The organism is Acinetobacter sp. SW-226, assembly GCF_055632855.1.
Genome location: NZ_CM145752.1, coordinates 649,993 through 669,348 on the forward strand (window position 1 = coordinate 649,993; position 19,356 = coordinate 669,348).

The window sequence follows — 19,356 nt, forward strand, 5'->3', positions numbered from 1 at the left end:
TTGAATTTCCGCAGGCACTGCCAGAGTGGTTTGAGTTGAACAAAAAGCATGTGCAACATTCGATTTGGAAATTAGAACGCTCCCCAAGTCTCATTTTATTTAGTGTGATGTTTGTTGCCGCTTTCATCTTCGCCATTTTAAGGTGGGGCATTCCCAGTGCGGCGCATTATGTCGCGATGAAACTGCCTGAGGACACTATTTATCAACTGGGAGATGAAGCACAAGAACAAGTGTTCAATATGACGGCGCCTTCGACTGTACCCGTATTACGTCAAAAACAAATCATAAAAAGCTATCAGGATCTTGTTGCCAATGGTCGGCCTGCCAAAGTCTTATTTCGTTCAGGTGGAAAAATTGGAGCCAATGCTTTAGCTATTCCAAACAATACGATTATTTTGACCGATGAACTGGTTAATTTAGCCAAAGATGATCATGAAATTATTGGGGTGTTAGCGCATGAACAAGGGCATTTGGTTGAGCGACATAGTCTACAGCAAGCCTTATCCAGTTTAGGTTTTAGTGTGCTGTTGATTGCGGTGACGGGAGACAGTTCGGCCTTATTTACAACTTTGCCTGTGGCTTTGGTGGGTGCCAGTTATTCACGTAATTTTGAAAGTGATGCTGACTTGTATGCCATGCAAGTGCTGGATAAAAATCATATTTCCAGCTTACATTTGGCAAACTTTTTAGCGCGTATGGAAGCCGAAGCACGTGGCGAAGAAGAAAAACAGCCACAAGAGAAGTCTAAGGAAGAGGAGGACGGTGGCATTGGTTCATTTTTCCAAAGTCATCCAGCGACTCAAGAGCGTATCGCAGCTATTCGTCAGTTTAATCAACAGCAACAACGTTGATTAAACAGATTCAATTTAGCCACTTACTTAAACTTGTGTCCACGTGGCTGTAAGTGGTTGTTGCCCCATACGAATCAGATGATCTAAGACGACGTGTTCTAAGTGACTCAGTTTATCTTCACTTGCCTCAATGCTGACATGTAAATGCTCGGCTTGAGGGCTTAATAACACGCGTGCTTCAGGCATGATAATACCAAATGTCGTTGTTTCTTGTTCAATATCAAATTTGTGTTTCCAGTGATTCACCAGTCGTTTTGCAATTCGAGCTGCATCTGTCGTGACAATATCTGCTGTACTTTTCATATTTACCTCGTTGATTGATCTATCAACATAGCAGTTTCATCGCAAATGGAAAGTTGAATGTTGCAACGCTATGTTGCAAATTTAGAAAGCTTGGGGCTTTCTTTTTTGACAAGTCTGCAGTTCAAAAGCTGAATTTGCTATAATACCTCTATTCCCTTTTGTATAAGCCAGGTACACGCATGTCCAAGCCTTATTTAATCGCACCATCTATTCTATCTGCTGACTTTGCTCGTTTAGGTGAAGATGTTGAACATGTACTTGCAGCAGGTGCAGATGTGGTTCACTTCGATGTGATGGATAACCACTATGTGCCAAACCTGACTTTTGGTGCGGGTATCTGTAAGGCCCTCAAGAATTACGGCATCAAAGCTCCGATTGATGTGCATTTGATGGTCAAACCTGTCGATCGTATGATTGGTGACTTCTTGGAAGCTGGCGCGGACATTATTACTTTTCACCCAGAAGCTACTGATCATATCGACCGTTCTTTACAGTTGATTAAATCTGGTGGCGCAAAAGCAGGTTTGGTCTTTAACCCAGCAACACCGCTCCATTATTTAGATTATGTACTGGATAAAGTCGATCAAATTTTGCTGATGAGTGTGAACCCAGGTTTCGGCGGTCAAAAATTTATTCCGATGACTTTAGACAAACTCCGTGAAGCACGTAAAATTATTGATGCTTCAGGTCGTGATATTCGCTTAGAAGTCGATGGTGGTGTGTCGCCTGCAAATATTCGTGAGATTGCAGAATCAGGTGCAGATATGTTTGTTGCAGGTTCGGCTATTTTTGGAAAACCAGATTATAAAGCTGTGATTGATGATATGCGCTCAGAGCTTGCAAAAGTCGGTGCGGTAAAGGTTTAAGCTCACAGGTATAAATACATAATGGGTTGTGGATAACTTTGTGGGTAAGCTGGTGGATATCTGTGTTGATAACCACGTGGATAACTTGATTAATATTCAAACGTTTACACAGCAATGGTTTAGTATTTAGACATTAAATGTATAAAAAGGACTCATTTGAGTCCTTTCTTATGTCTTGAATAGTTGATTTTCACTGATGCTTTATTCAACTTTGCTTAAAAATGGTACTGTTTAAAAAATAACTTTCTTGTTTAAGTCTGCTGGGAGACTAAACCCTCACAGTCATTGAATTTAAATTTATAATCTTGTGTATAAGCCATTCTTTGCTTATCCTGTAAGGAATCAGCTAAAAAATGTAAGCCATTTACTGGCGATAAACATTTGATCGTGCTTAGATACCACCTTCCATTCACTGACTTAATAGGATTGATTGTGCGTTCATTGCTCAAGTCACATTCTTGGTTTGTCTTACTCATTACCTTGGTAATGGGGTGGAGTGGTATTGCCCAAGCTTCGGCGGCGCCGATGCATCAAATGATGCAACTCAGTATGCAGGTTGCAACCAGTGAGCAAAGTTCAGCGCATGCAACAGGCATGCAAACCATGCCAGACTGCCATCAAGCGAAATCATCAAGTCCAGCCTCTGGACATCAAATGCATATGGCTCAAGCCGATATGGCAGCGAAGAGCAACTGTCATGTGTCGGATGTTATGCAAAGCAAGCAAGTTCAGTGTCAGGAGTGTGCACAGTATCACTGCCAAACGACGCTGACGCTTTTAGATGTTGAACCCCTCGTATTGGTTCAGCTTGAAGCTGCTGTAGCACAATCAACCCCGCATTTCCGCTATCACGCTCAACATTTAGTGGGCTATTGGCAAGAAATTCTACGTCCTCCTAAAGCCTAATCCTGATTTTTAAAACTTTATTTTTAAAATTATTAGGATTTAGTCATGTCTATTCAATTTAAACAAAGCCTCATCCTTGGGGTGTGTCTGATGTCATCATCTTGGAGCTTTGCCGCAGTCAAAGAGTACCAATTGGTGATTGATGAAAGCCCAGTTAACTTAACGGGAAAGTCGCTCAAGCGGATTAGTGTCAATGGGCAGTTTCCAGCGCCTTTGCTTGAGTTTGAGGAGGGTGATGATGCAGTCATTCGCGTCAAAAATAACCTAAAAAATCAAGACTCATCAATCCATTGGCATGGTTTGCTTTTGCCTGGGTTGATGGATGGTGTTCCGGGTTTTAATGGGTTTAACGGCATTCAGCCGAAAAGCGAATTTGTCTATAAGTTCAAAGTTCGCCAGAGTGGAACTTATTGGTACCACGCACACTCGAAGGGACAAGAACAGGACGGGCTGTATGGCGCATTGGTCATTTATCCTAAAGACAAAAAGCCTTTAGCGCAGCATGAAAAAGCCGAGCGTGACTATGTGGTGATGCTATCAGATTTCCATGAACAGAGCAGTGAACAAATTCAGAAGAATCTGAAAATTTCTGCCGAGTATTATCAAAATCAACGCGAAACCTTAGGTGATACTTGGAAGCAAGTGCAACGTGATGGTTTAAAAGCTGCATGGAAAGACCGTTCGATGTGGAATCAAATGCGCATGTTGAAAACGGATTTGTCCGATGTCACGGGCTACACCTTCCTCATCAATGGCAAAACCCCTGAACAGAACTGGACAGGTATGTTTAAGCCAAATGAAAAAGTTCGTTTACGTTTTATCAATGCCTCAGCCATGTCATTTTTTGATGTACGTATTCCTAATCTAAAAATGACGGTAATCAGTGCAGATGGTCAGCCTGTTAAACCCGTTCCTGTGGATGAGTTTCGGATTGGAACGGCCGAAACTTATGATGTGATTGTGGAGCCGAAAGCAGGGCATTACCAAATTGAAGCAGAGTCGATTGACCGTTCAGGCTATGCCATTGGAACTTTGCACAATGAGTTGACCCCAATGACCAAGGGCATAGATATGCCTGCACCCCGTCCACGTTCATTGTTGACTATGGAAGATATGGGGCACGGCTCAGAACATTCAGGTATGGATCATTCAAAGATGAACCATACGGCAATGTCTGAAATGGATCATTCCAAAATGAACCCTGAAGCGATGCCTGCAATGGATCATTCGAAAATGAATCCTGAAGCGATGTCTGAAATGGGTCATTCGAAAATGAATCATGATGCAATGGCGAATATGGATCACGCTCAACACAACACGAAAAAAAGTTTGGTACAAGAAGCTGTTACACCAGTTTATGGTTGGGCGAATGCTTCTACGCCTAAAGGTGATAAGGCATTGCAATATAGCGATCTCAAATCCTTAGAACCCCAAAAAGATACCCGTGAAGCAACGAGCGAGTTGGTAGTCCGTTTGGGCGGAACTATGGAGCGCTACCTGTGGACCATCAACGGGAAAAAATTTAGCGATGCTGAACCACTGAAAGTGAAATATGGCGAGCGTCTTCGGATCAAATTTATTAATGACAGTATGATGGCACATCCGATGCATTTGCACGGGATGTTTATGCAACTGGAAAATGGACAAGCCGCCGTTGATATGCCGAATAAGCACACGTTGATTGTACCACCAGGTAAAACAGTGACCGCTTTACTGACCGCAGATGAGTTAGGCGAATGGGCCATTCACTGTCATCTGCTTTACCACATGAGTTCAGGCATGATGAATAAATTGATAGTGGCCAATGTCAGTGACGCTCAAGTGTCTACCACCCCAATTCAAGGACAAAAAGCAGCAGCTCAAGCTGAGCCAAAAGGAGATGAACATGCGCATCACTAATCTTTTTTCAGGCTTTGCCTTAGCTGTTACTGTGTTATTGAGTTCGATTGCGATGGCTGCCGAATCTCATGCACAGCATGAAAAACAAGAAGCCAAATCAACAAGCCAAGCACAGTCCAAAGAAATGGCGCATGAGCATCATCAGCATAGTGCCGATGAGCATGCTCAGATGCTGAAACAGAAAAATGCGGTGGGTCAGCCTTCATCGGAGAAGCAAGCTCAAACTCAACCAAGTAAGCAGTCGAAGGCTCAGAAAGGAGATCATCATGCGCACCATTAATCTTTTTTCTAAAAGCATATTGAGCAGTTCTTTAATGTTGATGAGTGCTGCGGTTATGGCGCATGAAGGGCATGATATGCCTGCTGAAGCAAATGCAAATATGTCCATGACCACTGAGTCTGTGATGTCACAACATGCACAGCATCAGGCGATGACCATTCCAACTCAAGTTGCTCCGCAGTCTAGTGCACAACATGGGCAGCAGATGAATCATGATTCAACAGCACATACGCATGATCACCGCAAAGAGCACGGTGCGCAAATTTATGCGGTCACCACCGTTGATAACAAATGGTTGCTGAATGAAGACGGTGATGGTGGTTTAAAGTCTGAGTTTGAAACTCGTATCGGGACAGATGAAAATAAGCTGTTTATCAAACTACATGCAGATAAGCAGGAATCGCATAAGGCTGAGTATGATGCCAAAGTACTGTATAGCCGTATGATTTCAGACTTTTGGGATGTACAGGCGGGTGCACGTTACCGAGTTGAAAAAGTGGAGCGTGAACAGCATGACTGGGATACGGAAGAAAAAGTGGATGGGGTGCTTGGCTTACATGGTTTAGCGCCGTATTTCTTTGAAACCGATGCCTATGTGTATGCTGGTGCAGACAACTATGCCGCATTTAGTTTGGAAACTGAGCGGGACTTGTTATTGACCCAAAAGCTGATCTTTAAACCTTATTTAGATCTGAATCTTATTTTTAGTGATGACTCTAAATATGCCAAAAAATCAGGTCTCAGTAGTGCAGCCGTCGGTCTTGAGACACGTTATGAGATTAGTAAAAAAGTCATGCCTTATGTGGACATTGCCTATGAATATAGCAAAGGCAATGAAGCGACGGCTTGGCAAGTTGAAAGTGACGAAGAGAAAGGTTGGCAGTATGGAATGGGTATTCGCTTTAAGTTTTAAGTCGAACGTTTAGGTTTAAAGTGAATACCTGAGATTGCACTAGATTTGTGCTGAAAGAGGGGTGATTTGCTGGTTTAGATCACTCCTTTTGCACTTTAATGATTTTTAAGTGTAAAAATAGCTCATTTTGGTGCGTATTTTGCTATAATTTGAGGCATATTCAGGAGGAACGACCTCCCTCATATTGAGAAAATTCGTCAGGACGACCTGACTCTAGTGAAATGGAGTTGGTAGTATGGCTTGGGTTTTTCTTATCTTTGCGGGTCTGTTTGAAATCGTTTGGGCATATTCAATGAAGCTGTCCGAAGGGTTTAGCAAACTCACACCCAGCATCATCACCATTGTGTTCATGATTTTAAGTTTTGGTTTACTGGCCTATGCAATGCGAACATTGCCGCTAGGGACCGCGTACACCATTTGGACTGGAATTGGTGCGATTGGTTCCTTCTTGGTCGGGATTTTTATTTTAGGTGAACCCGCAACGGCTATGCGGATGTTTGCTGCGGTGCTGATTGTATCGGGCCTAATTTTGATGAAACTCTCATCAAGCTAAATTCATTTAAATCTGTCGAGCTTCAAGCGATCCTTCGTTTGAAGCTTTGTTGTTTCTGGTTTCGGTAAAAGGTGTGTGGCGTATGGCATGGGTGATTTTAATTGTTGCAGGTTTGCTCGAAGTGGTTTGGGCCTATGCGATGAAAGTATCGGATGGTTTTACCAAATTGACACCGAGTATTTTAACCCTCGTATTTATGGTGGCCAGTTTTGCGCTGCTGTCTTATTCCATGAAGACCTTACCTTTGGGCACTGCCTATACCGTTTGGACAGGGATTGGCGCGATTGGTTCATTTTTGGTTGGAATTTTGATTTTGGGCGAACCAGCCAATGCCATGCGGATGCTCGCAGCGGTTTTAATCATTTCTGGACTTGTACTGATGAAACTTTCATCGTCATAATGTTGCTACATAGACAATTTTTGTGGTGAAGCATGCGCTTATTTTTTAAATATATGCCATCTCCTGTCGGGGTACTGAGACTGGTGGCACATGATCAAGCCTTGGTTGCCGTATTGTGGGAAAATGAAAACCCAAAACGGGTACGATTAGCTGAGTTGGTTGAACAGAATCAGCATCCGATTTTGTTGGAAACGGAACGACAGTTGAGCGAATATTTTTCGGCAAAGCGTCAAAGTTTTGATTTGCCTTTGGATTTTGCTGGGACAGATTTTCAGAAGCAAGTTTGGCAGGCTTTACTGCAAATTCCGTTTGGTGAAACCCGAAGCTATAAAGATATTGCGCTACAGATTGGCAATGTCAAAGCTGTTCGTGCAGTGGGTGCAGCCAATGGCAAAAATCCGATTTCAATTATTGCACCGTGTCATCGGGTGGTGGGGGCGAATGGAAAATTGGTTGGTTTCGCAGGCGGTCTGGACAATAAAGATATTTTATTAAGGCTTGAGAAAATTGCGAATTAAGCTTGTTTTTCGGAGTTTTTAAGCTTGTTTTTTTATTTTAATAATTTAAAAATCAGAATCTTATGTTTTAATCTATCTTCTTTTGAAGAATCGTGTCTCTAACTCAAACAACGATGAATAATATGATAAGTCAAATTGTGGGGAATGTATTTTCAGAGCTATGGTGGATGCTACTGATCTTGTTTGGGATTGGTCTTTTAAAAGTGTTTAAGCCTTATCTGAAAGGAAAGTTTGGGGAGTTCGCGGTTCAAGCGCATGTGAAATTATATTTGGATGAGCGTTATATTCTAATTAACGATGTGACTTTGCCTGACGAGCAGGGTGAGACGACGCAAATTGACCATATTGTATTAAGTCCCTTTGGTGTTTTTGTAATTGAAACCAAAAACTACAAGGGTTGGATTTTTGGTGGTGAACGTCAAAAGATGTGGACGCAGAAAATTTATAAAAAGAGCTTTAAATTTCAAAATCCGCTACATCAAAACTATAAACACGTCAAAGTACTGCACAGTGTGTTGCAAGATATTGTCGATGTAGACTATATCCATTCTGCTGTGGTGTTTATGCCTGAATGCGAGTTCAAAACTGCAATGCCCAGTACAGTATTTAAAGGTAAAACATGGGTCGATTATATGAAGACCTTTAACACAGAAGTGATTCCAGCGATGAAACTGAAAAGGATTCAGCTTCGGATTGAAAAAGAAGTGTTAGAGAAGTCATGGAAAACCAACCGTGAGCATGTGGCACGTTTAAAACAACGTCATCAAGACCGTTAAACAAAACCCTGCATATGCAGGGTTTTGTACTTAGAAACGCTTTGGAATTTTCTGACCGCCTTCAACAGGTGTTTCTGCCTGTTTTAATACACCAAAGAGCCATGTTTCGGCATGATGTACTGCGACTTTAACACTGTCACCTTGTGCCAAACGACCGGCAATAAAACTCGCCAGCGAACAACCTGAACCGTGATATTCGCCTGCTAAACGCGGGCAGCGAGTTTCAGAAATGAGCTCGCCATTCACAAACAGAGCATTGCGAATATAGTCTGGTGTGTCTTCATGACCACCTTTGACCAGTACCGCTTTGGCGCCCATTTCAAACAACTTTTGCGTTGCGGCATCTAAGTCATCGAGACCCGTTAACGCCCGTAATTCAACTGTATTTGGAGTAATAATGTCTGCTAATGGGATCAGTTCAACAAAAGCTTTGACCAAGGTTGCTTGATCGCCCAGTGAACCTCCACTGTTCGCTACTAAAACAGGGTCGAGCACATACTGGTACTCAGGATGTTCACGTAGAAATTCAGCTAGTGCTGCAATATTATCTGTGGTGCCTAACATGCCAGACTTTACGGTTTTAATCGGTAAATCACCGACAACAGCGTGCGCCTGAGCTAACAGCAATTCTTTTGATGTTGCTTCAAAGCCAAACACTTGTTGCGAGTTTTGAACAGTGAGTGCTGTACACGCAATGGCTGCATGCGCACCACTTTGACCAATCGCTTCGATATCGGCCTGTAAACCAGCACCACCTGAAGGGTCTAAACCAGAAAAGCACAGTACGGTTGAACGCACAGAAATATCCTTGTTGCGAAAATTTGCGATAGTATAGGCAACTTTAGCAGAACTCTCGATAGTATTTTATTTAAAGCCCAAGAAGGATCAGCTGTGATTAAACATATTTTGCTAGATTTAGATGGAACATTAACAGATCCGAAAGTTGGTATTACCACCAGCGCACGTTATGGCTTAAACAAAGTTGGGCATCCCATTGCCGATGATCTAAATATTGACTGGATTATTGGGCCACCACTCAAAGCGTCTTTGGCAAAACTCTTAAATGTTGCAGTGGACGATGTTTTGGCAGAGCAAGCTCTACTGGGCTATCGTGAGCGTTTTGCGGTGAAAGGTTTATATGAAAACCATTTATTTGCCGATGTTGAACCGACCTTAAAAAAACTGACCGAGCAGGGTTATCACTTGTATTTGGCGACAGCAAAACCAGAAGTCTATGCCCGTCAAATCTTAGAGCATTTCAATTTACTACAATACTTTGTGCACCCCTATGGCAGTGAACTGAACGGTGAGCGCACCAATAAGGGAGATTTGATTGCTTATATTCTAGAAAAAGAGCAGTTAAAAGCAGCAGAATGTCTGATGGTTGGCGACCGAGAGCATGACATTTTGGGTGCACGTCGCAACGGCATTGAGACTATTGCGGTGGAATACGGTTATGGTTCTGATCAAGAGTTGACGGAAGCCGCGCCTAAAGCACGAATTAAAACTTTTGCTGAGATACTTCAATTTATTAAGTAAAATCAGTATGATTGCTAAATAATAAAATACTTGATTATGCGAATAATGATAAAAAAAGTTCTGCTGGGTTTGGTTATATTGGCATTCGGTAGTGGTGGATTGGTTTATTGGTTACAGCAGGATGATGAGTTATCTGCTCAAACCAAAGCCTTGATAGATGCTGACTATGCCTTTCAAAGCGATCTGAAACAGCATCCATTTTTCTATGCCTGGGGAATGGATGCGAAAGCAGATGTTGAGCCTGAAAGCTTGGGTCGTTTACGCTATTATGAGCAGTGGCAACAGCAGGGTAAGTCATTATCTTCCGCAAATAAAGCAGCGCCTATGCAAATACAGCAGTTGCAAAAACACCCGTTGTCGGCAAAACAAAAACAAGTATTAGATGAACTCAATCAGGTTTTACTACAAACGCCAGAACAAAGTGAATCCTTTATTCGCCAACATCAATCTCAGTTTGTTGCAATGCTTGCAACAGAGCAATTTGCAATACAGCGTTATTTGCACTGGTTAAACAGTACGGATTATGTCTCTTTATTGCTTCCAGCTGACGGTGCACTGCCAGACTATCAGACTCTGCGCGATCTTCATTTATTGCATGCGGTTCAATTGAGTTTAAAACCTAAAGATGAGTCAAAGACTGCATTATTACAGTACATCTCTGCTTTACAAAATATGCAGGGACAGAAACTCTCTATGATTGAGAAATATATCATGCAGAACTTTATCTGGCAGAGTCTGGATATGCTCAATCTAAAGGCTCAGCATGCGAGCGTGCATGTCGCACCTTTAACTCAGCATGCTTTGAGTTTAAGGCAAAGTATGCGTTATGAAGTGAGCCAAAATGCACACTCCTTTCAAAGTCTAGCAGTACCAAAAGGTATGTCTGATTGGCAATACCGTCTGGTTTATCTACCAAACCGCAGTTTAAATCAGCAAGTTAAAGACATCGAACCTTATATTGCATTGTCTGAACTATCGTATTTGGATTTCTTGCAACAGTATGAGCATTTTCAGCCTGAGAAGCGCTCTAAATACGTTTTGAAAAATTCGGTGGGAAATATTTTAGCGCAAGTAGCTGTTGTTGATTGGCGGCCTTATGCACTTCGTTCTCGAATTTTAGACAATAAAATTCGAGTTTTTAATGCGGTACAAAAGCAGGAATCGGTAGAAGAGCTGAATAAAAATAGGGAAGGATATGATTATTATCAAAAAGGGCATCAGCTCTGTTTGAAACAGCCATTTCCACAACAAAAGCTCCCTGCGTATTTAGCTCAAGATACTTGTATGCCGATTTAAGCTATTGTGCAATTTAGCGAATGTCCAAATAAAAACTTTCTTTGACTTCTTCCATCACAATATAACTGTGCGATGACGCTGAAGAGGGCAGTTTTTTTAGTAAATCACCCAATAGGCGTCGGTAGGCACTCATTTCTTTTAAACGGGCTTTGACCAAATAATCGAATTCACCTGAAATCAGATGGCATTCTAAAACCTCTGGAATCTCGACCAAGTCACGCGCCACTTGATCAAACACATCGCCAGACTTGGCTGATAGCTTAATTTCTAAAAACACCAATAAGTTTCGATCGACCAGTTGCGGATTGAGGCGTGCGTAGTAACCCATGATAATACCATCACGCTCTAAGCGTTTGACGCGTTCCGAACATGGCGTGGTTGAGAGGTTAACGCGAGAGGCCAATTCACTAATTGCAATTCGTCCATCGCGCTGCAAAATGTCTAAAATCTGCTGATCAATCCGATCTAATTTACGCATTATAAATTTCCTATGTTTAGAATTTTAGCGCGACAAAAGTGGTGATTTACCTAGATTATAATATTAAAAACAGTGAAAAAAACTATTAACCTAAAAATATACTAGTGAAATAAACTAGTGTGTGTAAGGGATCAGTCATGCGTGTAATTGTCTTAGGTAGTGGTGTCATCGGTGTTGCAAGTGCATATTACCTTGCACAACAAGGCGCAAGCGTTACGGTTTTAGACCGTCAGGCTGGTCCTGCTGAAGAAACTAGCTTTGGTAACGCAGGGCAAATCTCTCCGGGTTATTCTACACCGTGGGCTGCACCTGGTATTCCGTTTAAAGCCGTAAAGTGGATGTTCCAACATCATGCACCCTTAGCCATTAACATTGATGGTAGCATGTGGCAGTTAAACTGGATGGCGCAGATGTTAAAAAACTGCAATCCACAAAGCTATGCCATTAACAAAGAACGTATGACGCGTGTTGCTGAATACAGCCGTGACTGCTTACGTGAACTGCGTAAAGAAACTGGTATTCACTATGAAAACCGTGCGAAAGGAACTTTGCAGGTTTTCCGTAATGAAGCTCAATTGGATGCCGTACAACGTGACATCCAAGTATTAAAAGAATGTGGCGTTGACTACGAACTATTATTAAAAGATGACTTAGCCAAAGTTGAGCCAGCTTTAGAATATGCTAAAGATAAATTAGTCGGTGGTTTGCATTTACCGAATGATGAAACAGGTGACTGTTACCTATTTACCAATGCTTTGGCAAACCTTGCAAAAGACATGGGTGTAGAATTTAAATTTAACCAAAATGTTGAAAAACTAGTGGTTGAAGGGGATGAAATCAAAGGCGTGGTGGTGGATGGTCAAGTGCTTACAGCAGACCGTTATGTGCTTGCTTTTGGTAGTTATTCACGTGATTTCTTGAAACCATTGAATTTGAATTTGCCTGTATACCCTGTCAAAGGCTACTCACTAACCATTCCAATTGTAGATCCTGCATTTGCGCCACAGTCTACGGTTCTTGATGAAACTTATAAAATTGCCATCACGCGTTTTGACCAACGTATCCGTGTGGGGGGGATGGCAGAACTGAGTGGTTTCAACCACGGTTTAAACCAAGATCGCCGTGCAACTTTGGAGATGGTGACTCAAGACTTATTCCCAGGTGGAAACTTAGCTGAAGCCAGTTTCTGGACCGGTTTACGTCCAATGACACCAGACTCAACGCCAATCATTGGTGCGACTCGTTTTAAAAACTTATTCTTAAATACAGGACATGGCACCTTGGGTTGGACCATGGCATGTGGTTCAGGCAAGCTCATCAGTGACTTGGTGATGAATCATCAACCAGATATCAGTACTGAAGGTCTCTCTATTCAACGTTATCCTTCAGCAGCCTAATCCGTTTTAGGCCGTATTGATTCAAGGAAGAAAAAAATGCCACGTCCAATTACTGCAGTGATTCATAGCCAATCACTGCAGCATAATTTAAATGTTGCTCGCACTAAAATGCCGAATAGCCAAGTCTATGCGGTGGTCAAAGCCAATGCTTATGGTCATGGTATTGAACGCGTCTATCAAGCGTTCAAATCTGCCGATGGTTTTGCGCTGCTCGATTTGGCAGAGGCAAAACGCATTCGTGCTTTGGGCTGGACAGGCCCAATTCTGTTACTCGAAGGTATTTTCTCAGAGCAAGATCTATTTGACTGCCATGAGCTAGGTCTAAGCTACAGTATTCATAGTGAATATCAACTTGAATGGTTAGCGCGTTTTCCTTTAGAGGCGCAGTTCGATGTTTATTTAAAAATGAACAGCGGCATGAACCGTTTAGGTTTCCGTCCTGAACAGTACCGTCAAGTATGGCAGCAGCTTTCAAACTTGCCTCAAGTTCAACGTTTGACCCATATGATGCATTTTTCAGATGCCGATGGTGAGCGTTTCGGACGTGACGGCATTGCACATCAATGTCAGTTATTTGATGCCATTACCCATGATCTACCGGGTGCACGTTCAGTCAGCAACAGCGCAGCCATCTTACGTCATGAACAGTTGCAGTCGGATGTGATCCGTAGCGGCATTATGCTTTATGGCAGTTCTCCAGATTATCCAAGCCACTCCATTGAAGACTGGGATTTGCAACCTGCCATGAGTTTGCGTAGCGAGTTGATTGCCATTCAGCAGTTAAAAGCAGGCGATAGTGTCGGTTATGGCTCAAAGTTCATTGCTGAAAGCGACATGCGTGTGGGTATTGTGGCTTGTGGTTATGCCGATGGTTATCAACGGATTACTGCAACAGGTACGCCTATTTTAGTCGATGGACAACGCAGTAGCTTGGTCGGACGGGTCAGCATGGACATGTTAGCAGTCGATTTATCTCACCTCCCCAATGCCCAAGTTGGCAGCGAAGTGGTGCTGTGGGGTACTTCGAAACAGGGTACTGTGCTTAGCATTGATGAAGTCGCAGCAGGTTCAGGCACGATTGGCTATGAGCTGATGTGTGCTGTTACTGCACGTGTCAATTTTATCCAAGATTAAATTTTATTTTTAGACAGTTTCATACAAGGAAAGACCTATGTCACATTCAGACATTCAAAAATTCAACACCAACGAAGTCATGAGTGCAGTCACTGTGTTTAATCAAGTGGTGTATTTGTCAGGGCAAGTGCCAAAAAATACCGACAATGATGTCGCAGGTCAGACCCATGAAATTTTAGCAACGATTGATGAGCTTTTAGCTTTGGCAAATACAGATAAATCACGTTTGTTATCTGCTCAGCTTTACATCAAAAATCTCTCTGATTTTTCAACAGTCAATGCGATTTGGATTGATTGGATGAACGGTTGTGTGGCGCCTTCACGTGCCACGATTCAAGCTGATTTGGTCAATCCAAACTGGTTGATCGAAATTGCAGTAACTGCTGCACAAAACTAATTTTTAAACTCTCCCCGTGTGTATCAGCCCTTTGGCTCAGGCTGAATGGCTGATCAGCGTATAAATACCGCCCGTTAGGAAAACGAGCACTGTATGAACATGGTTTATACGCAAAAAAGGACATTAACAGGATGTTAAATTATGACGACCACACCACAAGCTGACGGTGCAAATGCATCATCGCATGAATTACAACGGAAATTATCTAACCGCCACCTGCAATTGATTGCCATTGGTGGCGCGATTGGGACGGGCCTATTTATGGGTTCGGGCAAAACTATCTCTCTTGCTGGTCCTTCTATTCTGATCATTTATATGATTATCGGGACCATGTTCTTCTTCCTAATGCGTGCATTGGGCGAAATTCTATTGTCCAATTTGCACTATAAGTCGTTTATCGACATGGCTCATGATCTGATTGGGCCGGGTGCGGGTTACTATATCGGTTGGTCCTATTGGCTCGGTTGGGTCTTGGTCGGTATTGCGGACTTGGCAGCCATTATTAACTATCTTGGCTTTTGGCTCCCGCCAGATATGACCTTTACGCCTATGGGACAGGCTTTAATCAGTGTCGGCTGTGTGCTGTTTGTCCTTGGGCTAAATTTGCTGACCGTGAAACTTTTTGGCGAAATTGAATTTTGGTTTGCTTTAATCAAAATTTTAGCCATTTTAGGGTTGATCGTGATTGGTGGCTTTATGGTGTTTAGCCATTTCCAAGCACCGGGCGGTTCAGTTGCAAGCTTCAGTCATGTTTGGTCGCATGGTGGGATGTTCCCTCAAGGCGGTAGTGGCTTTTTAGCAGGCTTCCAAATAGCACTCTTTGCCTTTGTCGGTGTAGAGCTGATTGGAACCATGGCTGCTGAAACCAAAGATCCTGAAAAGAACTTACCGAAAGCAGTGAATGCGATTCCAACCCGTATTATTTTATTCTATGTGTTGTCGCTATTTGTCGTGATGTCGGTGACACCATGGAATCAAATTCCTGCGGATCAAAGCCCATTCGTTTCACTATTTTTACATGCGGGTATCCCAACTTCAGCCATCATTATGAACTTGGTGGTACTGTCTTCAGTGATGTCTTCCATGAATAGTGGTGTGTTCTCTACATCACGGATGCTGTTTGGTTTGGCAAGAGAAGGGCAAGCACCACAGAGCCTAGCGCGTCTGTCAAAACGTGCTGTACCAGCAAAAGGCCTATTCTTCTCATGTGCCTTTATCATGGCAGGTGCGGCGCTACAGTATTTTGTACCAAACACCGTTGAAGCCTTTACATTAGCCAGCTCATTGTGTGTGATTCTGTTTATCAGTATTTGGAGCATTATTATGGTGTGCTATATCCGCTACCGTAAATTGCGTCCTGAGCTACATGCAAAGTCGACCTTTAAAATGCCGGGCGGTGTTTGGATGTCTTATGTGGTCTTAATCTTCTTATTCTTCACGTTGGTTATTTTGAGTTTAGAGGCGGATACCCTTCGCGCATTGATGATCAGTCCGCTATGGGTGATTATTTTAGCCGTGACCTATCAACTGCTGTACAAGCCACGTATGAAAAAACGTCTGTTAGAAAAGCAACTGGATAACTAAGTAAATTCATTCTGTACTCGTGATGTTTGAAAGAAAGCCCTGCATAAGCAGGGCTTTCTTTTTGCTTAAGCTGAATCAATGGGTTCTAATTCAGTGTTGGATCATTGTATGATTTTATATATAAAAGCTATTTAAATCTGATGGTTTCACTTTTAATGAAGCACTTTAAAATTTTAACAATGATTTATGCGTAATTATAAAATTGACATCCTGCGTGGCGTGTCCATCCTGTTGGTGCTGATTCACCATTTCAATATTCCGTATAAATTACACGATACGGTTCTCGGCATTCCCATTGGGGGCGAGAGCTTAAGTACTTTGATTGCAAGAAATGGCAACTATGGTGTGACCATATTTTTTGTCATTTCGGGTTTTTTGATTACCCAGCATACTTTACAGCGCAGTGGTTCTTTGGCGCAGATTAAACTGAAAGATTTTTATATCCGTCGTATTGCCCGAATTATGCCGTGTCTGGTGTTATTGGTCGCGATGGTTAGTGTGCTCGGAAGTTTAGGATTACAACCCTTTATCAATCAGTCGCCCAATGGCGTAGAGGTGTCCTATGCTGTGACTGTTCTTTCAGCTTTGAGTTTCTGGATGAATCTACTGATTATTGAATACGGTTGGGTGAACTATGCTTTGGGCGTATTGTGGTCTTTATCGGTTGAAGAAGTCTTCTATTTAGCCTTTCCTGTCCTGTGTTTAGGGCTTGGTCGGGGCAAAGGCTTTATTGTTTTGCTGCTCGCCGTCATCGCGTATGCACCGTATTTTCGTGCCCTGCATTTTGGAGAGGAAAGTGGGGCTTATCTATATCACTATTTCTCTAGCTTTGATGGAATTGCCATTGGCTGCCTCACCGCAATGTATGCACAGTATTTCAAGGGAACTATTTATAATCAAAAAATGATTGTTGCAGTAACAGCGTTTCTAATGACCGCTTTATATTTTTATGCACCCATCAAAGAGGTGAGTACTTGGGGCATCAGCGTATTTGCGTTACTGACGGCATTACTCATATTTTGCTTTACTCAAGAGCCGAAAGCTAAACCTGTTTCACACACGGCACGGAGTTTGGTCTGGATTGGGCAGCGTAGCTATGAAATGTATCTGTTTCATTTGATTATTCTTGGCTTAATGAAAGTGGTGTATTTCCCAAAAGACACTTTAGCGGCTGAAAAGCTGATGTTGTTGCCTGTTTATTTTATCGCGGTGTTTATTTTGAGTTGGGCGATTGAGAAATATTATTCGACCCCGCTCAATTTGAAGATTCGTCAATTTGGGATACGGTCATAGCGTGGATCTTGAGTTGTACTGTTGATTTTTACAGACATTAAAAAGCCCCGAATCAATCGGGACTTTTTAACTGTGGGATTTTAAAATGTCGGTTTAACCACGACTAAAATCACCACAGCAAATAAAATGAGGGTCGGCATTTCATTAAAGAAGCGCCAAAATTTGTGTGACTTGTAGTGTGCATGACCAATCAATTTCTTACGGTAATAACCGCAAACAAAGTGGTAAATAACCAACAGTCCAACCAAACCGACTTTGAGGTAGAACCACAGGGCTTCATGATAGTGGCGTGTTGCATCACCCCAATCGACCAAGAAATGTGCCGTGATCAGTGTTGCAATCATCGACGGCCACATAATGCCACGGTATAACTTACGTTCCATAACCTCGAAACGTTGATGACTGACTGCATCATCACTCATGGCATGGTAAACATAGAGCCGTGGTAAGTAGAACAGTGCAGCAAACCAACACACCACGGCAATAATATGTAATGCTTTTACCCACAAGAAAGCATCAGAAGGAGCATCCATCAAGTCACCCTAAAATGGGCGGCTTAGCCTTCCCATTTTTTGAAAATGAGACATGCATTTACGCCGCCAAAACCGAAACTGTTACTCATCACAGTATTCAATTTTGCGTCACGTTTTTCAAGCACGATATCAAATGGTTTTGCGCCTTCATCCAGTTCAGTCACGTTGATGTTGGGTGCAATAAAGTCATTTTGCATCATTAGGACAGAGTAGATCGCTTCTTGTACGCCTGCTGCACCTAAGCTATGACCTGTCATTGACTTAGTTGAGCTCAGTGGAGGAACTTGACCTTCGCCAAATGCACGTTCCATTGCTTTTAACTCAGTCACATCACCAGCAGGCGTTGATGTCCCATGCGTATTCACATAGTCAATTTTGTCGACGCCGTGCTGTTTTGCTTCTTCAAGTGCCATCAGTACACAACGTGTCGCACCTTCACCTGATGGTGCAACCATGTCTGCACCGTCAGAGTTTGCAGCATAACCTACGACTTCAGCCAAAATGTTGGCGCCACGTGCTTGCGCATGCTCTAAAGACTCAAGCACCACAAAACCGCCACCGCCAGCAATCACGAAGCCGTCACGGTCAGCAGAATAAGGACGAGACGCTGTTTCTGGTGTGTCATTGTACTTTGAGCACAGTGCACCCATGGCATCAAACAACAAGCTTTGAGACCAGTGATCTTCCTCACCGCCACCTGCAAGCATTAAGTCTTGTTTGCCGAGTTGAATCAGGTTGTAGGCATAACCAATTGCATCAGCAGAGGTTGCACATGCGCTGGTAATGGTGTGTGCAACACCTTGCATTTTAAAAGCAACACCAACGTTTGCTGTAATTGTGTTCGACATATTACGTGGTACGAAGAACGGACCAACTTTACGTGCGCCTTTGGTGTCTAACAATTCTTTCATTTCAACTACAGATGCAGTTGAACCACCACCTGAACCGCCTGCGATACCATAGCGTGGATTGCCACCAATTTGCTCGGCTGTTAAGCCTGCATTTTCAACCGCAGCAACCGCAGCGTTATATGCATACATAGCACAAACACCCATAAAGCGTTTTAGCTTACGGTCGATACCATCAAAGTCTTGTTCAGCAGCAGCACTGATATGACTTTTAAAATTGAGTTCAGCATAGGTTGGGTTAAAACGTGTCCCAGAAATCCCGTTTTGTAATGCATGAGTAACTTCTTCCAAAGTATTACCGATACATGAGTTGATCCCCATGCCAGTGATTACTACACGTTTCATTTACAGATCCCTTATATGGTGGTTTTACCGAGTTGCGCTTAGAGATGAATCAACAATTTATTTCTAAGCCAATTGCAACTCTTATGTTTTCAATGCAGATCATAATAGCAGAAAGAATTTTTAATTCTTATGGCAAATCCTATGCCAATTTAGCTTGTCTTAAAATCAAGCAAAGCACATTTCAACT

Annotated in this window: 22 protein-coding genes; 17 read left to right on the forward strand and 5 right to left on the reverse strand. The window is 42.6% G+C overall.

All coding sequences use genetic code 11. The annotated features are described in order from the left end of the window. Positions 1-239 precede the first annotated feature (239 nt). Positions 240-851, forward strand: coding sequence for a M48 family metallopeptidase (locus tag ACZ8ZH_RS03135; protein WP_470247843.1), 612 nt, complete (start codon positions 240-242; stop codon positions 849-851). A gap of 27 nt (positions 852-878) precedes the next feature. Here ACZ8ZH_RS03135 and ACZ8ZH_RS03140 read toward each other — a convergent pair whose 3' ends face one another. Next, on the reverse strand, positions 879-1,154 hold the full coding sequence (locus tag ACZ8ZH_RS03140; RefSeq protein ID WP_086210769.1) for a DUF2218 domain-containing protein: 276 nt from the start codon (positions 1,152-1,154) through the stop codon (positions 879-881). A 179-nt stretch (positions 1,155-1,333) separates the two neighbouring features. Here ACZ8ZH_RS03140 and rpe point away from each other — a divergent pair, with 179 nt between their 5' ends. From rpe to ACZ8ZH_RS03185, 9 genes are all read left to right on the forward strand, one after another. After that, on the forward strand, positions 1,334-2,020 hold the full coding sequence (gene rpe, locus ACZ8ZH_RS03145) for a ribulose-phosphate 3-epimerase (RefSeq protein ID WP_119064953.1): 687 nt from the start codon (positions 1,334-1,336) through the stop codon (positions 2,018-2,020). Between the two features lie 432 nt (positions 2,021-2,452). Further along, positions 2,453-2,926 carry a hypothetical protein gene (locus ACZ8ZH_RS03150; protein ID WP_119064952.1) on the forward strand — a complete coding sequence of 158 codons (474 nt, stop codon included), beginning with the start codon at positions 2,453-2,455 and terminating at the stop codon, positions 2,924-2,926. Between the two features lie 45 nt (positions 2,927-2,971). Continuing rightward, a complete protein-coding gene (locus ACZ8ZH_RS03155) occupies positions 2,972-4,825 on the forward strand; it encodes a copper resistance system multicopper oxidase (protein WP_119064951.1) in 1,854 nt (617 codons plus the stop codon). Further along, entirely contained in the window at positions 4,812-5,105 is a 294-nt protein-coding gene (locus ACZ8ZH_RS03160) for a hypothetical protein (protein ID WP_119064950.1), read from the forward strand. Before ACZ8ZH_RS03155 ends, ACZ8ZH_RS03160 begins: the two co-directional genes overlap by 14 nt. Further along, entirely contained in the window at positions 5,092-6,018 is a 927-nt protein-coding gene (locus tag ACZ8ZH_RS03165) for a copper resistance protein B (protein ID WP_119064949.1), read from the forward strand. The genes ACZ8ZH_RS03160 and ACZ8ZH_RS03165 overlap by 14 nt, the downstream gene beginning before the upstream one ends. Before the next feature lie 235 nt (positions 6,019-6,253). Next, positions 6,254-6,571 (forward strand): quaternary ammonium compound efflux SMR transporter SugE, encoded by a 318-nt coding sequence (gene sugE / locus ACZ8ZH_RS03170; RefSeq protein WP_005400191.1) that lies wholly within the window; start codon positions 6,254-6,256, stop codon positions 6,569-6,571. A gap of 82 nt (positions 6,572-6,653) precedes the next feature. Further along, positions 6,654-6,971: a quaternary ammonium compound efflux SMR transporter SugE gene (sugE, locus tag ACZ8ZH_RS03175; protein WP_119064948.1), complete on the forward strand. Its 318-nt coding sequence runs from the start codon at positions 6,654-6,656 to the stop codon at positions 6,969-6,971. Positions 6,972-7,003: 32 nt separating this feature from the next. After that, positions 7,004-7,489 (forward strand): methylated-DNA--[protein]-cysteine S-methyltransferase, encoded by a 486-nt coding sequence (locus ACZ8ZH_RS03180; protein WP_119064947.1) that lies wholly within the window; start codon positions 7,004-7,006, stop codon positions 7,487-7,489. 122 nt (positions 7,490-7,611) lie between these two features. Continuing rightward, positions 7,612-8,265, forward strand: coding sequence for a nuclease-related domain-containing protein (locus tag ACZ8ZH_RS03185; protein ID WP_416332354.1), 654 nt, complete (start codon positions 7,612-7,614; stop codon positions 8,263-8,265). Between the two features lie 30 nt (positions 8,266-8,295). Here the strand turns inward: ACZ8ZH_RS03185 and ACZ8ZH_RS03190 are convergent, their stop codons facing one another. Next, entirely contained in the window at positions 8,296-9,063 is a 768-nt protein-coding gene (locus ACZ8ZH_RS03190) for a hydroxymethylpyrimidine/phosphomethylpyrimidine kinase (protein WP_119064945.1), read from the reverse strand. A gap of 93 nt (positions 9,064-9,156) precedes the next feature. On the opposite strand from ACZ8ZH_RS03190, the gene ACZ8ZH_RS03195 reads away from it, so the two are divergent. Together ACZ8ZH_RS03195 and ACZ8ZH_RS03200 are read left to right on the forward strand one after the other, a co-directional pair. Then, positions 9,157-9,804, forward strand: a complete 648-nt coding sequence (locus ACZ8ZH_RS03195) for an HAD-IA family hydrolase (RefSeq protein ID WP_119064944.1) — start codon at positions 9,157-9,159, stop codon at positions 9,802-9,804. Positions 9,805-9,849: 45 nt separating this feature from the next. Next, the gene (locus tag ACZ8ZH_RS03200; RefSeq protein WP_119064943.1) at positions 9,850-11,100 is read left to right on the forward strand and encodes a hypothetical protein; all 1,251 of its coding nucleotides are present in this window, start codon (positions 9,850-9,852) and stop codon (positions 11,098-11,100) included. 13 nt (positions 11,101-11,113) lie between these two features. Here ACZ8ZH_RS03200 and ACZ8ZH_RS03205 read toward each other — a convergent pair whose 3' ends face one another. Next, on the reverse strand, positions 11,114-11,578 hold the full coding sequence (locus ACZ8ZH_RS03205) for an Lrp/AsnC ligand binding domain-containing protein (protein WP_004694947.1): 465 nt from the start codon (positions 11,576-11,578) through the stop codon (positions 11,114-11,116). A 137-nt stretch (positions 11,579-11,715) separates the two neighbouring features. Here ACZ8ZH_RS03205 and ACZ8ZH_RS03210 point away from each other — a divergent pair, with 137 nt between their 5' ends. From ACZ8ZH_RS03210 to ACZ8ZH_RS03230, 5 genes are all read left to right on the forward strand, one after another. After that, positions 11,716-12,975 (forward strand): D-amino acid dehydrogenase, encoded by a 1,260-nt coding sequence (locus ACZ8ZH_RS03210; RefSeq protein WP_086210758.1) that lies wholly within the window; start codon positions 11,716-11,718, stop codon positions 12,973-12,975. A 36-nt stretch (positions 12,976-13,011) separates the two neighbouring features. Beyond that, complete coding sequence (gene alr / locus ACZ8ZH_RS03215) at positions 13,012-14,109, forward strand: alanine racemase (RefSeq protein ID WP_119064942.1); 1,098 nt, start codon at positions 13,012-13,014, stop codon at positions 14,107-14,109. 37 nt (positions 14,110-14,146) lie between these two features. Continuing rightward, positions 14,147-14,506: a RidA family protein gene (locus ACZ8ZH_RS03220; RefSeq protein WP_119064941.1), complete on the forward strand. Its 360-nt coding sequence runs from the start codon at positions 14,147-14,149 to the stop codon at positions 14,504-14,506. 141 nt (positions 14,507-14,647) lie between these two features. Then, positions 14,648-16,090, forward strand: coding sequence for an amino acid permease (locus ACZ8ZH_RS03225; protein WP_119064940.1), 1,443 nt, complete (start codon positions 14,648-14,650; stop codon positions 16,088-16,090). A 186-nt stretch (positions 16,091-16,276) separates the two neighbouring features. Next, on the forward strand, positions 16,277-17,383 hold the full coding sequence (locus ACZ8ZH_RS03230; protein ID WP_086210755.1) for an acyltransferase family protein: 1,107 nt from the start codon (positions 16,277-16,279) through the stop codon (positions 17,381-17,383). An 80-nt stretch (positions 17,384-17,463) separates the two neighbouring features. Here the strand turns inward: ACZ8ZH_RS03230 and ACZ8ZH_RS03235 are convergent, their stop codons facing one another. Continuing rightward, entirely contained in the window at positions 17,464-17,916 is a 453-nt protein-coding gene (locus ACZ8ZH_RS03235) for a CopD family protein (protein WP_005011820.1), read from the reverse strand. Between the two features lie 23 nt (positions 17,917-17,939). Then, a complete protein-coding gene (locus ACZ8ZH_RS03240) occupies positions 17,940-19,169 on the reverse strand; it encodes a beta-ketoacyl synthase N-terminal-like domain-containing protein (protein WP_086210754.1) in 1,230 nt (409 codons plus the stop codon). Between the last annotated feature and the right edge of the window lie 187 nt (positions 19,170-19,356).

Bases quoted from the DNA above. Each gene is read 5' to 3' on its own strand.
- ACZ8ZH_RS03135 (WP_470247843.1), top strand. From the start codon at position 240: ATGACGGCGCCTTCGACTGTACCCGTATTACGTCAAAAACAAATCATA.
- ACZ8ZH_RS03235 (WP_005011820.1), bottom strand. From the start codon at position 17,916: ATGGATGCTCCTTCTGATGCTTTCTTGTGGGTAAAAGCATTACATATT.
- ACZ8ZH_RS03185 (WP_416332354.1), top strand. From the start codon at position 7,612: ATGATAAGTCAAATTGTGGGGAATGTATTTTCAGAGCTATGGTGGATG.
- ACZ8ZH_RS03160 (WP_119064950.1), top strand. From the start codon at position 4,812: ATGCGCATCACTAATCTTTTTTCAGGCTTTGCCTTAGCTGTTACTGTG.
- ACZ8ZH_RS03200 (WP_119064943.1), top strand. From the start codon at position 9,850: ATGATAAAAAAAGTTCTGCTGGGTTTGGTTATATTGGCATTCGGTAGT.
- rpe (WP_119064953.1), top strand. From the start codon at position 1,334: ATGTCCAAGCCTTATTTAATCGCACCATCTATTCTATCTGCTGACTTT.
- ACZ8ZH_RS03205 (WP_004694947.1), bottom strand. From the start codon at position 11,578: ATGCGTAAATTAGATCGGATTGATCAGCAGATTTTAGACATTTTGCAG.
- ACZ8ZH_RS03165 (WP_119064949.1), top strand. From the start codon at position 5,092: ATGCGCACCATTAATCTTTTTTCTAAAAGCATATTGAGCAGTTCTTTA.
- ACZ8ZH_RS03210 (WP_086210758.1), top strand. From the start codon at position 11,716: ATGCGTGTAATTGTCTTAGGTAGTGGTGTCATCGGTGTTGCAAGTGCA.
- sugE (WP_119064948.1), top strand. From the start codon at position 6,654: ATGGCATGGGTGATTTTAATTGTTGCAGGTTTGCTCGAAGTGGTTTGG.
- sugE (WP_005400191.1), top strand. From the start codon at position 6,254: ATGGCTTGGGTTTTTCTTATCTTTGCGGGTCTGTTTGAAATCGTTTGG.
- ACZ8ZH_RS03240 (WP_086210754.1), bottom strand. From the start codon at position 19,169: ATGAAACGTGTAGTAATCACTGGCATGGGGATCAACTCATGTATCGGT.
- alr (WP_119064942.1), top strand. From the start codon at position 13,012: ATGCCACGTCCAATTACTGCAGTGATTCATAGCCAATCACTGCAGCAT.
- ACZ8ZH_RS03220 (WP_119064941.1), top strand. From the start codon at position 14,147: ATGTCACATTCAGACATTCAAAAATTCAACACCAACGAAGTCATGAGT.
- ACZ8ZH_RS03225 (WP_119064940.1), top strand. From the start codon at position 14,648: ATGACGACCACACCACAAGCTGACGGTGCAAATGCATCATCGCATGAA.
- ACZ8ZH_RS03140 (WP_086210769.1), bottom strand. From the start codon at position 1,154: ATGAAAAGTACAGCAGATATTGTCACGACAGATGCAGCTCGAATTGCA.
- ACZ8ZH_RS03230 (WP_086210755.1), top strand. From the start codon at position 16,277: ATGCGTAATTATAAAATTGACATCCTGCGTGGCGTGTCCATCCTGTTG.
- ACZ8ZH_RS03180 (WP_119064947.1), top strand. From the start codon at position 7,004: ATGCGCTTATTTTTTAAATATATGCCATCTCCTGTCGGGGTACTGAGA.
- ACZ8ZH_RS03155 (WP_119064951.1), top strand. From the start codon at position 2,972: ATGTCTATTCAATTTAAACAAAGCCTCATCCTTGGGGTGTGTCTGATG.